Below are 15,846 nucleotides of genomic sequence, written 5' to 3'. Positions count from 1 at the left end.
AACTAACCAGAAAGCTTTAAAATATAAAACAATCACTGCTTTTCTGAAGTATCTGCCTTGAGGTAAATAGTAGTATTTAGTTTTGCTAGGCTTGTTAGGAGCACAGAATTAGTATTCCCTAGAAACCCGGCTGCTACTTTGCAAAATATTATGGAAATTCTTATTGGGAGCCGGTTATAAGATATTGTCTTAAGTTCGAATAAAGAAAATCTTCGGCTGGACATAGACACGAGCTCGGCTAAGAACCAGGTAGTAACATCCCCCATCGTCCGGATTGTATTAATGGACAATCCCGGCTTTTATATATAGCAGCTACACCGAAACAAACGCTATCCGCCGCAGAATTACCGAACTCGAAATTATCCTAAGCAATGAACCGGAATTACAAGGCACTATTGCCTCCGGTCCGCAAACTTTAGTTTTATTCTGCCGCTCCCGGCACGCCATTGCCGCCGGCGAACGGCATCTTTCTTTTACTAATTTCAAATTGTACGACGAAGATTATGGTTGGATTAATCCGGAAGTCTTCTTCGCCTCAGGAACAAGCCATTAAAATAACTCCCGAATTAAAGTATTAGTTTTAATTATTTGGCTGTAAACTAGTAACTTACTTTTTCGAGAAAATTATTTTATAATTTGGTTTTATCTGATGATTCGCTTTGGCCTGCTTGTATTCGTATTTATTAGTTTTACTTATGCCTTTACCTTCGCCCAAACACCTTACGTTTACCGAAACTTAGTTCTGGAAGGCGGCGGCATTCGAGGCATTGCTTACGGTGGGGCGTTGGCCGAACTGGAACAGCGAGCTATTTTACCGCAGATAATCCGGGTAGCTGGTACGTCGGCTGGAGCAATTCAAGCCGTGCTTTTAGCCGTTGGCTATTCCCCGAAAGAAATTTCCGACATTACTTTTAAAACTCCCATTCAGAAATTTACCGATGGCCGGTTTATCTTTTTCGGTGGATTTCACCGGTTGCGTAACCGGTACGGCTGGTACCGGGGCGAAAAGTTTAAGTCCTGGCTAGAAAGATTAATCGCGGCTAAAACGGGTAACCCGCACCTTACTTTTGCTCAGTTGCACCTACTGGCAGGCATAAATAATTGCCGGGATTTTTACGCCACCGGCACCAACCTGACGAAACAACGAGTAGAAATATTTTCTCATGAAACTTCACCTAACATGAAAATTAGCGATGCCGTGCGTATTTCCATGTCTATTCCCTTGTTTTTCCAAGCCGTATTTGTGGATTCCGCCGGCAACATTATTCCCAATCCTAAAAAGGGCCAGTCCGCTGATATACTTGTAGATGGCGGCATTATTGCGAATTACCCGCTTAACTTATTCGACGAGCCTAAATACTTTACAGGTACCGATTTACCGGTGAAATTACCTTTTTATAATCCAGAAACTTTAGGTCTGCGCCTAGATACCGATCAGCAGATTGCCTATGATCAAACGCAATCCGGACTGGCTCCTCTACCCGTCCTAAATTTTACGGAATACGTAAGCGCCTTTTATACTATGGTTATCGAAAGTTTAAACCGGCCGCAATTGCAACCCGAAGACTGGGAACGCACCATTTCCGTTAGTACTAAAGGCTATGGAGCCCGCATCCGGCGTTTATCCGAGAAAGATAAAGTTATTTTATTGACCAGCGGCCACGAAGGAGTACAGCAGTTTTTTCGGAACAAGTAGAATAAGAATAATTATTAAATTTCTGCCCAAAATGAATAATACACTTAAAAAGAATAACCGCTGGACTTTAACGGGTAAGCGCGCGCTTATTACCGGGGGTACCAAAGGCATTGGCCGTGCCATAGCCGAAGAGTTTTTACATTTAGGAGCCGAAGTATTAATTGTTGCTCGAAAACAAGCGGAGTTGGATAGTTTATTAGCCGAATGGAATGAACAAAATTTGCCCGTTAAGGGAATAGCTGCCGATTTAAGCCGCTCCGAAGACCGTTTGCGCCTTACTCAGTTTATCATGGCTAGTTGGAGCAAGCTGGACATTTTAGTAAATAACGTAGGCACCAATATCCGGAAGAAAACCGTTGCTTATTCTGAGAAAGAGTACCAGTTATTATTAGATACTAATCTTACTTCCGCTTTTCATTTAAGCCAGTTATTATACCCCGCCCTGAAACAAGCCGAGCAAGGCAATATTATTCAAATATCTTCGGTTTCTGGTTTAAACCACCTTCGTACGGGTGCCATATACGGCATGACCAAAGCCGCGATGATTCAGTTAACCAAGAATTTAGCGGTGGAGTGGGCCGGAGATAACATTCGGGTAAATGCCCTGGCACCCTGGTATATTCGGACACCATTAGCCGACGCGGTATTGCAAAACGAGGATTATTTAAAAGATGTACTCAGCCGCACGCCCCTGGGACGGGTAGGTGAACCCGCCGAAGTAGCTGCGGCCGCCGCTTTTTTATGTATGCCCGCTGCCAGCTACATTACCGGGCAATGCTTGGCCATTGATGGCGGCTTTTCGGTGTACGGGTTTTAGGATTATTGAAACCTACTTAGCTTCAAATGTTTATTTATCCTTCATAGCGAATATGTCATCTTCTAAAATAGCGCTTATAACCTACAACGATCAGGGAAAATATACGTCTTCGGTAGAAAACGAAGACACGGAATTATTTAATTTCTTAAAAGGTAAAGGGCTGGATCTTACTTTCGAAGTCTGGAACGATCCGCAGGTAAATTGGGAACAGTACGACTTGTTAATCTTAAAATCGCCCTGGGATTATTTTGATTATATTCTGGATTTCAGAGATTGGCTCGATCTGATTGAACAAAAAAATATCCGGATGCTGAATCCGCTGAAAACCGTGCGTTGGAACACCGATAAACATTACTTGCACGAAATTGCGGCAGCTGGTTTTACCATTACTCCCAGCGTTTGGATTGAACCGGGTCAAGCTTTTAAAATAGATAAGCTTTTCCGGCAGTTTGGCACCGATAAAATCATTATCAAACCCTGCGTGAGCGGTGGCGCAAAAAATACCTTTGCCGTAACCCGCGAAACCGCCGAAGAACAAGCCATCAAATTAAACGCTTTATTTGCGCAGGAAGCTTTTCTGGCGCAACCGTTTCTTGCCGAAGTACAAACGCAGGGCGAGTGGTCGTTTATTTATTTTGACGGGAGCTTCAGCCATTGTTTATTAAAAACTCCCCAAGAAGGCGACTTTCGGGTGCAGCACTATTTGGGCGGCAGCATTTTCCCGACCGACCCGCCGGCGCACTTGCTGCTGGAAGCCAGCGGAATTGTGGAAAAATTTGCCAAAGACTGCCTCTATGCCCGGGTAGATGGTTTAGAGGTAAATGGTAGTTTTATGTTGATGGAACTCGAATTGATTGAGCCCTTTTTGTTTTTATTTACCTGCGAAAATTCCTTAGATAATTATTACCAGGCGCTGCAAAATTTAACTGGTAAAACCTAAATTCGAAAAGGAAAGACTAAATACTATTAGATTGTTTCATTTTGAAATGAGAATTAACAATATCGGTAATTTTTTGCGGGGTTAAAGGTTTAGTTAAGTAAAAAGGAATACCCAGGGATTTAGCTTGTTCCAGATCGCGGGTGTTTTGCGAAGTAGTGAGCATGACGATAAGACTGGAAGCAAATTCCGGCCGTTTTTTATATTCCGAAAAAAACTCGAATCCATCCATCCCCGGCATCTTAATATCCAGCAGAATAAGTTCGGGTAATTCCTGACCCGCGTTTAAACGTTGCTGTAGTAAATCTAAAGCAGCACGGCCGTCGCGGGCAGTTAGGAGTTCTTGAACAATATTTAATTTATCCAGTAATAAGCGATTAATAAAACAAGTTGTTTCGTTATCATCCACTAATAATACAGAATTCAGCTTACTCATAAGGTACTCGGTTCAATGCTTTTACAAAGACTATCCAGAAGAATATCAATAGATACAAATATCCGGATAATAACCATTAACTCATAATATGTTCTAATATTTAGCTAAATTTTTGCCCGTATTCTATAGTATTTACAATATAGAATAACAATATATTACGACTATTTAAACCTTATTAATCCACTTTAACCTTATTCTAATACAACATTACGTTCTTGTTCGATATTTAAAAATTACTTTTACTTGGCAGCAGCAAATCTTGTTTTTCGGAAGTGCAAACCGCGTAAGAAAATCCTTTTTGAATGGCATAAGCCCCGTATTCTCCTTTTTTGTTCAACGCCAGAAATCCTACCTGCAGATCCTTCGCTTTCTCCGGTTTTTTGTTAATGATTCGCTGCACCGCGGTTTGGCAAGCTTTTTCGGGAGAGTAACCTTGCCGCATTAATTCTACTACTAAAAAGCTGCCTACGTTCCGGATTACTTCTTCTCCTACCCCCGTAGAAGTAGCGCCACCCACCTCGTTGTCGATGTACAATCCGGCGCCAATAATGGGGCTATCTCCTACCCGGCCGTGCATTTTAAAAGCCATTCCGCTTGTAGTACAAGCGCCCGATAAATTACCTTTTGCATCCAGGGCCAACATGCCAATGGTATCGTGGTTGAATTTATTGCCGGGTAATTTATCCGGCCGGTACAATTTGTTTTCGACGTTTATGGTTGGTTTATACTTCGCTTCTTTTAACCATTCGCGCCAGGCTTTCTCTGACTCGGGCGTAAGTAATTTCATTTTTTTAAAGCCGTTTTCTAGGGCAAATTGGGTGGCACCCGTGCCTACTAAAAAAACGTGCGGCGTTTTTTCCATTACCAGCCGGGCCACGGAAATGGGATGATCAATATTTTCCAGGGCGGCTACCGCCCCGCAATTTCCTTGTTCATCCATTATGCAAGCGTCTAAGGTTACGTAGCCATCCCGGTCCGGATAGCCGGCGCGACCCACACTGTGATTATTTAAATCTGCTTCCGGAATCCGGGCCCCGGCTTCAACCGCATCTAAGGCCCGGCCGCCCTGACTTAAAATTTTCCAGGCGGCTTGATTGGCGGGAATACCGAAATCCCAGGTAGAAATTACAATGGGTGCCAGAGGAGCAAATTTATTTTCGGGCAAAGCTGAGGCAAAAACAGAACGATCAAAAGCCAACAGGGACATTCCTAGTGAAGAAGCTTTGATAAATTTACGACGGCCGAGTAAAGACATATTTTCAATTTTAAAATGACAAAGAGAACTGGAAGAGTAATTTAATGTTAAATTTTAAACAGCAACTGCTTACTATACCTTAGGTTTCCCTGAATAGTAAAATCATTAGACTACCTGCCTCTGTCACTTGTTTGCAGATCATTATTGTTTAAAGCTAAAAAGTATTATGAATCTAGATTGTCTTAGAATAGTCAGGGTGTTACCTTCTTTTTTCTCTTTGTTTCGATGACTTAAAAAATAGATAAAGTTTTCAAATATTAGATTCTAAGAAATTTTGTCTCCTTAATTTTTACAAGTTTGAATAAGACCATCTTGGTTTATGCAATAGATTATTTTATCGGCTTCTTGAATAAAAGCCATAAACTGATGTGTATTGGCTTCTAACTTTAATTGATTTACCTGATTCTCAATTTTAACTTGGTTATTATTAACTCCTAAATCCGTTAAATCTTTGGCGTACTGCCCGTGTTTTTGAAAGTATTCTTTTTGGCGGTAATAAAGACGCCACAGCTGTTGTTTTTGTTTTTCAGCGTAGGGCAAAGAAAAAGCTGAATCCTGAAGGGCAGCTTTACGGGTAAAATATAGGTAGCCCCAGCGTTCGGGATAATGCATGTTTATGAGGCCTTGCGGCGACCAAACCCAGTTGTGTTCCGGTAGAGGTTTTCCGTTGGCGCCGGTTTTCTTGACGTATTTTCCTTGTTGAATGGCTACGTCCCATTGTACCCGCGAAAAGTTAATGCGCCAGGTAGTGCCTTCTGCCGGAGGAATAGGTTTACTGTTGATAGCAAGCATCCGCAGAGGAATAGCCATTTCCACGGTCCAGCCTTTATCGGTATCATTCGGGTTATTGAGAGTTCCCTGCACTTGCACCCCCGAACGCAATCTAGCCACCTGCCAGGAGATCAGAGCCCGGCCATTATTGCGGTACGGCTTGGTCATAAACAAATCAAAAATGGTGTTATAGGCGTTTACTTCAATCTCGTAGTAATGGTGGGTGTCATTGTCCGGATCAATAAATATTTCAAAATCATTGTCGTGGTAAATTATGGCATCGTGCTTTTTTAGGGTGGCCCATACGTGCGGCTCCTGCAGTTCGGCGGCAACAAACAAACAGGTGTCATTCCACAACATTTTAACCCGTGTATTCCAGGTAGGTTTGGCGTGGGTAGTTCCTTCAATATCCATGAAATAATTCGTCCAAGCAGCAGATTGCCATATTTCTTCGTTTACGTTTCCGTCGATCTTGGGCGCTTCGGAGGTAAAGGGTGTGATATACTGTTGCGGCGGAGTAAAAAGGCTTTCCATGTTCAATGGCGATGGTTGAGCGCAAACCAAAACTTGCCGCAATAAAAAATAACTGAATAAATAAATACCCTTAATTTTAGTAAATCGCACGTAATTAAAATTCTTATGAAAATGATTCAATATTTGGACGAGAAAGCTACCGTTAAATAAAAGATTTTGCCAAAATATTCTTTAAAAAGGGTAATTATCCGGAAATAATTTTAAAGTGACGGCGATAATACTTTACTTTTCATCTGAACCAAAGCGGCGGCGCCTAAAATGGCTCCGTTGCGCATACGCGATTTTTCAATTAGTAATTGCTTTTTCACCCGTTCGAAAGGAAACTGCTCTACTCGCTGGTGCATGGCTTCTTTAAAAAAAGAATAACTATTACTCACGGAACCACCTAAAAAAATAGCTTCCGGCGCTAACGCGTATAAAATCATTTTAATGGCTTCCCCGAGGTGCTCGCCAAATTGCTGCAGTCTTTCCAAAGCCTGATCATCACCTTTTACCGCGGCAGAATGAACCTCTTGACCGGATAAATTAAATTTATCCCGGAAGAATTTACCACTGCAATAATCTTCCAAAGTTTTATCCAGGTAAGGAATACCCCCAAACTCGCCCGCACTAGAAAAAGCGCCGGAATAAGGCTGGTCGTTTAAGATAATGCCGCCGCCAAAGCCGGTGCCTAAAGTTAAACCTACTACATTTTTAAAAGGCTGGGCACGACCGTATAATTTTTCGCCTAATATAAAACTATTAGCGTCGTTGGTCAGGTAAACGGGTTTCCGAAAGTATTCTTCGAGGTATTTTTTTAAAGGAATCTCGGTAAAGTCCGGAATATTCTGTACGTCGCAAACTATTCCTTTTTCCTCGTCTACCAAACCCGGAACTCCTACTCCAATGCCCATAATATCAGGCTCTATTAGTTGTTCAATGCCCTGAATAAGTTGGCGGAGTATTTGGTCTTTGGAAGACTGCGCTGCCGTAGGTAATTTAACTTCCTTGGTAATTTTTCCTGCTTCCACTAAGCCCATGTGAATTTTGGTACCGCCAATATCTAAGCCTATTATTTTATGTTCCAAGTTCATATAAAGTACAATTCGAGCTTTAGGAGCTGATGAAGATTGAAATACTTTGCGTGCTGCTAATCTTTTTATGTAAACGAAAACGCTTTTCCAAATTAATATTCAATTTTAAAAGTAGCTGCCTGCTGTAATCCATTATTTTTTTGCAGCTTAGCCGGCACTTGAATGTGCAAGGTATTGCCTTGATAACGCCAGGTAAGTTTTTCGGACCGGCCGAGTAAACGAACATTTTTTACTTGAGCTACTTTAGTTAAAGGAATTTGCACCGTGGCTGGTAAAGTAACCTCATCTTTATCCGATAACCAAAAAGCGTAAATGATAGAGTGGTTTTTTGCTTGGGTGTAGTAAATATTCTGGTGTTCGTAGGGCGCTACCGAACGAGAAGCATATATTCCTTCGCCGTTTACTTTTATCCATTCCCCGATGTGCTGCAGGCGATCATACGCCTCGGGTGCCCAATCTCCTGCGGGGCTTGGGCCAATATTAAGTAAAAAGTTACCACCCCGCGCTACAATTTTTACCAGTAGTTGAATGAGCTGGTTCGTGGACTTGTATTTATCGTTGGGTACGTAACTCCACGAATCACCCATCGTCATGCACGTTTCCCAGGGGTAAGATAAAGGAGTATCCGGCACGGTATGTTCAGGCGTAGTATAATTTTCAAACTCGCCGGCCACCGTCCGGTCTACTACAATTAAACCAGGTTGTTTTGCGCGGGCCATGCCGGCAATGCGAGCCATATCAATATTTTGCTCAAATGTAATAGCCTTTTGCCAATCTACCGTGGGGTCAATGGTGTTTTTGGGCCGAACCCAACCTCCATCTAACCACAAGATATCTACCGAACCGTAGTCGGTCATTAACTCGCTGATTTGGTTGTACGTGAAATCTTTGAATTTTTGCCAGCGGTCGGGGTATTTAGTTGGGTCATAGTTTACGTTACGGTCCTTCGGCGGAAAATAAGGCCACCAGTAATCCTCCGAATGCCAGTCGGGTTTCGAAAAATACGTTCCGATTAAAAAGCTTTCTTTCCGGAAAGCGTTAAAAACTTCTTTGGTAATGTTACTGCGGGGGTTAGCAGCAAAAGCTGATTTGGAATCGGTGATTTTATAATCGCTTTGTTTCGTATCGAACATCGCAAAGCCATCGTGGTGTTTGGTGGTAAAAACCATGTATTTCATTCCGGCGGTTTTGGCAGCTGCTACCCATTTTTCCGGATTAAATTTTACCGGGTTAAATTCGGTCCGAATATTTTCGTAAGCTTTTTTATAAGTATTATAATCAGCTGCGTAAGGTCCTTTTCGTTGGGTCCAGCCTTCGTCTTCCGGGCAAATACTCCAGCTTTCCACTATTCCCCATTGGCTGTAAGTGCCCCAATGCATGAAAATGCCGAATTTTAAATCTTGCCAGGCCGCCAACTTGGCCCGTACTTTGGGGTCGGTAGGCGCCACGTACTTGGTAGAAGTGTTATGTTGCTGGGCCCAACTAGTCAACAGGTAACCGAAGAAAAGCAAGGCGGTAAAAAGTTTTCTCATTTCAGTTAACGTGCGATTTATAATTTAATTTATACTAGAGTTTCGTGAATGATTCAACAACCGGCTAAATGGCCATTAATAAAGAATAAAGCTTTTGATTAAGAATAGATTTACGAATAAGATAGTCATAAAAATGCCAGTTGGTAAACCCTCATTTATATTTATTTATTCTGCCACTATATCTAAAATATAGATTAACCCGCACTAGCCAATTCTACCCTATTTAGAAAGAAATAGGTTTATTGTACTTAAACTACATTATTTTGATTAATGATCAAACATAGAAAAAAGAAATTCAAAAAAAAATTTTTAAATTTCATTGTGTGTACGGGCACATACTGAACAATAAATAAATGTGCCCGTACACAAATAGAGTAATTCTTAATGACCTAAAAACAAGCGTTTTACTGAATATTATAATTTTTTCTTTAAAAATTATTTTTTGATATATAAAATATCATTTTATTTGTCTTTTGTTAAAGCAGCTTTATTCAAAAGTAGTTTTTAGTAAAATCAGCTAAAATCATCAATAGTTAGATTAAATTTTAAGTGATATAATAGAAAAAACCGAAATTCTGTACTTAACTCCCGCTTAATTTAAGGAACTGTTCACTAGGCTTTCTACTTGAAAGTTTAAAATGTCCCGTTCATTCACGCAGATTAATTTGACCCTACCGTTTGGCCGAAAAAAGCTAAGCTTACCCAATGTTTTATTCCACTTTTTAAACTTTAATTTATGATGAAAAAAACCTTACACTTGTTTGTACTACTGCTGCTGCTAAGCTATGGGTATGGCTTTGCCCAGGGTACTAAAGTAACCGGCAAGGTAACCGGATCGGATAATAGTCCTTTGGTGGGCGTAAGTATTCAGATCGACGGAACCACGCAAGGTGCTATTTCAGACGTGGAGGGCAACTACGCCCTCGAGGTACCCGGCAACGGTACGCTTATTTTTTCCTATATCGGTTATAAAAACCAGACGGTTCCGGTTAATAACCGCACCGTCGTAAATGTAACCCTAGAATCGGATGCAACAGCTTTGCAAGAAGTGGTGGTTACGGCTTTGGGTATTAAAAAAGAAGAGCGTAAACTAGGTTACTCCGTATCAAAAGTAGGTGGCGAAGTGTTAAACGTAGCGCGTGAGAGCAATGTAGCCAATTCTTTATCGGGGCGGGTTTCCGGTTTAAACGTGGCCGGTACCAGCGGCGGACCTGGTTCTTCCGCCCGGATTAATATACGGGGGGTAACTTCGTTTTCGGGTAGTTCTTCTCCTTTAATTGTAATTAATGGCGTACCAATGGATAACAGCAACCGGGGTAGCTCCGGCGAATGGGGAGGCGCCGACCAAGGAGATGGTATCGGCAACATTAATCCGGACGATGTGGAAACCATGACGGTTTTAAAAGGTTCTACGGCTTCGGCTTTGTACGGCTCCCGGGCGGCGAACGGGGTTATTCAGATTACCACCAAAAGCGGGATAAAAGGAAAAACTACCATTGAATACAATACCAACTTGCAATTTGATAGAGCCGTTGATAACACCGATTGGCAATACGAATACGGCCAAGGTACGCAAGGCAAAAGACCCGTGGATGTGGCTTCCGCCGCTTTATCCGGACGTAACTCTTGGGGGGAGCGTTTAGATGGCGTACCCACCATTCAATCTGATGGCCAATTGCATCCTTACTCCGCCGTAAAAAATAATATCGAAGACTTTTACCGCACCGCGGCCTCCTGGACTAACACCGTAGCTATTTCGGGTGGTGGCGATAAAGGTACTTACCGCTTATCGCTTTCTAATTTGGATGGTCAGTCAATATTACGCAACAGCGGCCTGGACCGGAAAACCGTCAACTTTAATACCTCTTACGAACTTACCAAAAAGTTAAGCTTTAACTTAATGGCTAATTACATCGACCAAAAAGATAAAAACCGTCCGTATTTGAGCGATGCCCCCATGAACGCCAATAACATTGTGTTCTTAGCTACCAACGTCGATCAGGCGAGCCTGGCTCCTGGTTTCGATGCGGCCAACAATGGTTTAGAAAGAGCTTGGAGCGATGATATTTACGCGACTAACCCTTGGTTTGTGGTGAATCAGTTTAAAAATGATATCTCCCGTCGTCGTATAATTTCGGCTATATCGGCCCGTTATCAATTCTTTGATTTTCTTTCCTTACAAGCCCGGATTGGTTATGATTTCTCCAGCGACCGGCGCTTTACTGTTAACCCGTACGGCACCTTGTTCTCTTCTAACGGCGAAGGATCTCTGGAAGCTTTGTACCAAGGAACCCGTTTAGAATTAAACACCGATGCCTTATTGTCGTTCAGCAAAAACATTAACGAGGATTTTTCGATTGATGCCAGCGTAGGGGGTAACTTCCGCCGCAACAATACCGAAAGTACCCGTTTATACGGTGGTCAGTTTATTGTGCCTTATTTGTATACCCCAACCAACACGCGTACCCGGAACTCCGAGTATTTGTACACGGCTTTAGAAACCCCGTCCGTATACTATACTGCTGATTTTAGCTACAAATATGTAACTCTGAGCACCACTGGTCGCTACGATACTTTTTCTTCGTTACCACGGGGCAACCGGAGCTTGTTCACGCCATCGGTATCCGCAAGCTTTGTATTTTCTGATTTGCTGAATTCTCCGGCTTTGAACTACGGTAAATTGCGGGTGTCCTACGCGGAAACCAGCGGTGAGCCGGCTCAGCCTTACCAAACGGCGTTCTACTATAACGTAAACAACCCGATTAACGGCACCGCCCGCGGTTCCTTTGATGCGAAGTTGCCGAACGCTAATCTAAAACCATTCAGCTTGAACGAATTTGAAGTTGGAACGGAAATGAAGTTTTTAGATAACCGTTTAGGTTTAGATGTTACGTACTTTAACCGCAAAACGGAAGGAGAAATTGTTTCCGCTAGCTTGTCTTCCTCTACTGGTTTTACCAGCCGTTCGGTTAATTTAGGTTCTACATTAAACCGGGGGGTTGAATTAATGGTATCGGGTACGCCCATCCGGTCGGCTTTTAACTGGAATACTTCGTTTAACTTTACCAAACTGCACAACGAAGTCTTAGATATTGACCAATCCGCAAATCCTTCCCCACTGCAAACCGGTACGTACCGTCCGTTAAACGGCAATATCTCGATTGTAAAAGGAATGGCAATTGCGCAGGTGATGGCTTACGATTACAAGCGTGATGCGAACGGCAACGTAATTATTGGGGCTAACGGCGTACCCTTACGCGGCGATTTAAAACCAATGGGTTCAGGTTTACCTAATTTATACGGCGGCTGGAATAACGATTTCGCATATAAAAACTTCAACCTATCGTTTTTAATCGATTTTAAATACAACAACAAGGTGCTTTCGGCAACCGAACATTATTCTTACGTTCGGGGCTTAAATAAAGCAACTTTAGTGGGTCGGGAGACCGGCGTGGTAGCAGCCGGCGTAAAAGAAGATGGTTCGGTGAATGAAACGGTAGTACCGGCTTACATCTATTATCCGCAATTAGCCAATAACGTTTCGGCGGTTTCGGTGCTGGATGGTAGCTTTATTAAGTTCCGTCAGTTAACTTTGGGTTATACCTTTACGCCCACTTTGTTAAGCCGAACTCCTTTCCAGTCCATTGGTCTGTCGTTAGTAGGTCGTAACTTATTTACGATCATGAAGCATACCGATAACATTGACCCGGAAAACACGATTTCTTCCTTAGTTACTTACGCGGGGGTAGAGGGTGGTTCCTTGCCATTTGCCAGAACGTACGGCTTTACTGTAAACGTTAAATTCAAATAATTTTCTGATGAAAAAGACTTTTATATATATAGCACTTGCCTCGGTTCTTTTGGCCCCGGCCTGCTCCGAGGACCATTTAGATGAAGTAAATACCAACCCGAATGCGGCGAATGCTTCCCAGTTTAATCCCAACTTTTTATTGACCGATGCTCAGTTGAGTTTTTCTAATACGGGCTATGCGCAATTACTGTATCAGGCAACGGGAATTCAGGCTTTGGCCAGCACGTATAATTATTACGGCAACGGCGATAAATACGTGAACGCCGGTAACTTTACCGATTACCAAGGTCGTATTTTTAACGACGGTTATACCGCCCTAAGCCGCTTGCAGCAGGCTGAATTAATTGCGAATACTCAGGACCCTACTCGTTTTAAAAATGTTATTGCTATCAGCAACATTATGCGAGTCCTTATTTTTCAGCGCATCACCGACACCTACGGCGACGTACCTTATACCGAAGCTTTAAAAGCAGCGGAAGGTATAACGGCACCTAAATACGACAAGCAGCAGGCTATCTACAGCGATTTACTGCCTAAGTTGGAAGCAGCCATTAACAGCTTAGATGCAGCAGCCCCTAAAGCTACCGGCGACATACTTTACGCGGGCGATGTAGCGCAATGGAAAAAATTCGGTTATTCCCTAATGGTTCGGTTAGCCATGCGCTTAACGAAAGTAGACCCAGCCACTGCCCAATCCTGGACGGAGAAAGCGGCCGCGGGAGGTACGTTGGCCAGTTATACCGATAATGCTTTGGTTAAGACCGATGCCGCTAACGGTGATACGCAAAACAGCACCACCGGCGCCTTACTTACTCCCGACGATTTCCGGGAGGTAAGATGGAGCAAAACTTTAATTGATTTCTTGCGCGCACAGAACGATCCTCGCTTAGGCGTTATCGGGGAAATTCCGCAACCCGGCGCCGTAAATAATGCCAACCAATCTTTAACCGGTAATACTTCGGCCGCGGTTCAGGTGGGCATGCCTAATGGTTATGATTTATCCGGTGGAGCATTCGATATCCGGAAACACCCACAATATCCGGGCGGGACGGGTACTGGTACCGATATGGCTCCCTTAGGTAATTATTCCCGGCCCAGAGTAAACGTTTACATGAAACGGAATGCGCCGAATTTTATTTTGACTTACGCCCAAACCGAGTTTTTACTCGCCGAAGCTGCATCACGCGGTTGGAACGTGGGCGCTAGTGCCGCTCAGCATTTTGCGAATGGTTTACGGGGCGCTTTACAATCGCTTTCTCAAATCGATGCTGCAGCTGCCATCGACGAAGCCAGCCTTGCCGCTTACGTTACCGCCAATCCGTTGAGCCCGGCTAATCCGCAGAAACAAATCAACGAACAGTACTGGGCCGAGACCGCTACTACTTTTAACTTTATTGAAGGTTGGTTTAACTGGCGGCGGTCGGGCTACCCCGAGTTGGTACCGGTAAATTATCCGGGCAATGTTACCAACGCTACCATTCCGCGCCGGATGATTTACCCGGCCTCCGAAATTTCTAATAACCCGAGTGGTTTACAATCAGGAATTGCCAGCTTGCAAGGCGGCGATTTACTTACCTCGCGGGTATGGTGGGATAAATAATACATTTCTTTCCCTCTGATTAATAAAACAAGACTACTCCTTACAGTAGTCTTGTTTTATTATAGGGCATTTGAAAGTAACTTTAAAAAGTTTATGAGCAATTGTATAGCTTATAGCAAATATTTAATTCATTTTTAATGCAGATTATTTATATTGTCCGGCAAACTGTCTAATAAATTTTACATGGAAAAGAAGAATATTCGAATTAAAGATATTGCGCAATTAGCCGGCGTTTCCAGCGGCACAGTGGACCGGGTATTGCACAACCGGGGTAAAGTTTCGGAAGAAGCGTTGCGGAAGGTTCTTCAAACCCTAAAAGAAATCGATTATAAACCCAATTTAATTGCTCGGACTTTAGGCACTAAAAAAACTTTCCGGATTGCCGTTCTTATTCCGGACCCTTCGCAGGACGAGTACTGGGCTCAATCCGAAGTAGGAATAAAACAAGCCATTAATGACTGGCATCAATACGACGTTCAAATTAAAACTTACTTTTTCGACCTATATCATAAAGATTCTTTTTTGCGAGTAACCCACGCTGTTCTTCAAGCTAGACCCGATGGAATAGTAATAGCGCCTATTTTTTACCACGAAGCTTTACCCTTTTTGCAGCAATGCCAATCCTATAAAATTCCGTTTACCATTTTTAATACCGACATCCGGGAAGTCCGACCTTTAAGCTTTATTGGTCAGAATTTGTACGAAAGCGGGCGGGTTGCCGCCGAATTAATGTGTTTAGGGCATCAAAAGACTGGTACTTTGGCGGTGTTGCATATCAACGAAGACAGTGTCAACTCCATCCACCTTTTAGATAAGCAAAGAGGCTTTCAGCAGTATATAAAAGAGAAAGACTTAACCGGAGTTAAAATAAAAGTTCTTAATATTAAGGATAGTGAAAACGGAAAAGAAGTAAAACGTATTTTAGAACTTTTGGAGGATGAAACACTGCAGGGAGTGTACGTTACCACTTCTAAAGGGGTTTCTTTTATTGCCGCATTGCTTCAAAAACTAAACCGCGTGGATTTAAGGCTAATTGGCTACGATTTACTGCCGGAAAATATTAAATACCTGGAAGCGGGCACCATCCGTTTTTTGATTAATCAAAACGCCAAACACCAGACTTTTTTAGGTATTCAGCAATTAGCCAATTATTTATTTTTAAGAAAAGAACCGCTGGCACATAATTTCCTGCCCCTCGAAATAATTACCCGCGAAAATCTATGCTCCTACTTACGATCGGCAGTGCCTCATTTTTAAGTTTTGCTTTTTATTATCCTTCGGCCGTTAAGCGGCCAAGCGAGACGAGGCATTTTCGGCGCTAAAAAGTAAAGCTTATTCGGTTTTAAATTTTAACATCTACTAATTTTGCTGCCAAGCGCCAGAT

The 15,846-nt window shown here is 42.7% G+C and carries 11 protein-coding genes; 6 read left to right on the top strand and 5 right to left on the bottom strand.

The window, feature by feature from the left end:
- Positions 1–649: 649 nt before the first annotated feature.
- The 3 genes from AHMF7605_RS04680 to AHMF7605_RS04670 are packed head-to-tail and all read left to right on the top strand — an operon-like array spanning position 650 to position 3,453.
- Positions 650–1,696, top strand: coding sequence for a patatin-like phospholipase family protein (locus tag AHMF7605_RS04680; RefSeq protein WP_106926919.1), 1,047 nt, complete (start codon positions 650–652; stop codon positions 1,694–1,696).
- Between the two features lie 31 nt (positions 1,697–1,727).
- Positions 1,728–2,513 carry an SDR family oxidoreductase gene (locus AHMF7605_RS04675; protein WP_106926917.1) on the top strand — a complete coding sequence of 262 codons (786 nt, stop codon included), beginning with the start codon at positions 1,728–1,730 and terminating at the stop codon, positions 2,511–2,513.
- Between the two features lie 52 nt (positions 2,514–2,565).
- Complete coding sequence (locus AHMF7605_RS04670; protein ID WP_106926915.1) at positions 2,566–3,453, top strand: ATP-grasp domain-containing protein; 888 nt, start codon at positions 2,566–2,568, stop codon at positions 3,451–3,453.
- Between the two features lie 16 nt (positions 3,454–3,469).
- On the opposite strand, the gene AHMF7605_RS04665 is transcribed toward AHMF7605_RS04670, so the two are convergent.
- The 5 genes from AHMF7605_RS04665 to AHMF7605_RS04645 all read right to left on the bottom strand — a co-directional run bounded on the left by AHMF7605_RS04665 (position 3,470) and on the right by AHMF7605_RS04645 (position 9,051).
- A complete protein-coding gene (locus AHMF7605_RS04665; protein ID WP_106926913.1) occupies positions 3,470–3,886 on the bottom strand; it encodes a response regulator in 417 nt (138 codons plus the stop codon).
- 226 nt (positions 3,887–4,112) lie between these two features.
- A complete protein-coding gene (locus AHMF7605_RS04660; RefSeq protein ID WP_199200197.1) occupies positions 4,113–5,141 on the bottom strand; it encodes a N(4)-(beta-N-acetylglucosaminyl)-L-asparaginase in 1,029 nt (342 codons plus the stop codon).
- A gap of 282 nt (positions 5,142–5,423) precedes the next feature.
- Positions 5,424–6,446, bottom strand: coding sequence for a carbohydrate-binding family 9-like protein (locus tag AHMF7605_RS04655; protein ID WP_146153519.1), 1,023 nt, complete (start codon positions 6,444–6,446; stop codon positions 5,424–5,426).
- A 200-nt stretch (positions 6,447–6,646) separates the two neighbouring features.
- Complete coding sequence (locus AHMF7605_RS04650; RefSeq protein WP_106926909.1) at positions 6,647–7,519, bottom strand: ROK family protein; 873 nt, start codon at positions 7,517–7,519, stop codon at positions 6,647–6,649.
- A gap of 92 nt (positions 7,520–7,611) precedes the next feature.
- Positions 7,612–9,051: an alpha-L-fucosidase gene (locus AHMF7605_RS04645; RefSeq protein WP_106926907.1), complete on the bottom strand. Its 1,440-nt coding sequence runs from the start codon at positions 9,049–9,051 to the stop codon at positions 7,612–7,614.
- A 736-nt stretch (positions 9,052–9,787) separates the two neighbouring features.
- Between AHMF7605_RS04645 and AHMF7605_RS04640 the strand changes: the two genes are divergently transcribed.
- From AHMF7605_RS04640 to AHMF7605_RS04630, 3 genes are all read left to right on the top strand, one after another.
- Positions 9,788–12,862 carry a SusC/RagA family TonB-linked outer membrane protein gene (locus tag AHMF7605_RS04640; RefSeq protein ID WP_233218943.1) on the top strand — a complete coding sequence of 1,025 codons (3,075 nt, stop codon included), beginning with the start codon at positions 9,788–9,790 and terminating at the stop codon, positions 12,860–12,862.
- Between the two features lie 7 nt (positions 12,863–12,869).
- Positions 12,870–14,462, top strand: a complete 1,593-nt coding sequence (locus AHMF7605_RS04635; protein ID WP_106926903.1) for a SusD/RagB family nutrient-binding outer membrane lipoprotein — start codon at positions 12,870–12,872, stop codon at positions 14,460–14,462.
- A 183-nt stretch (positions 14,463–14,645) separates the two neighbouring features.
- The gene (locus AHMF7605_RS04630) at positions 14,646–15,719 is read left to right on the top strand and encodes a LacI family DNA-binding transcriptional regulator (RefSeq protein WP_146153518.1); all 1,074 of its coding nucleotides are present in this window, start codon (positions 14,646–14,648) and stop codon (positions 15,717–15,719) included.
- The last annotated feature ends 127 nt before the right edge of the window (positions 15,720–15,846 follow it).

Origin of the sequence: Adhaeribacter arboris, from assembly GCF_003023845.1 — a bacterium.
GTDB lineage: Bacteria > Bacteroidota > Bacteroidia > Cytophagales > Hymenobacteraceae > Adhaeribacter > Adhaeribacter arboris.
This window is presented reverse-complemented; position numbering and strand designations above follow the sequence as displayed.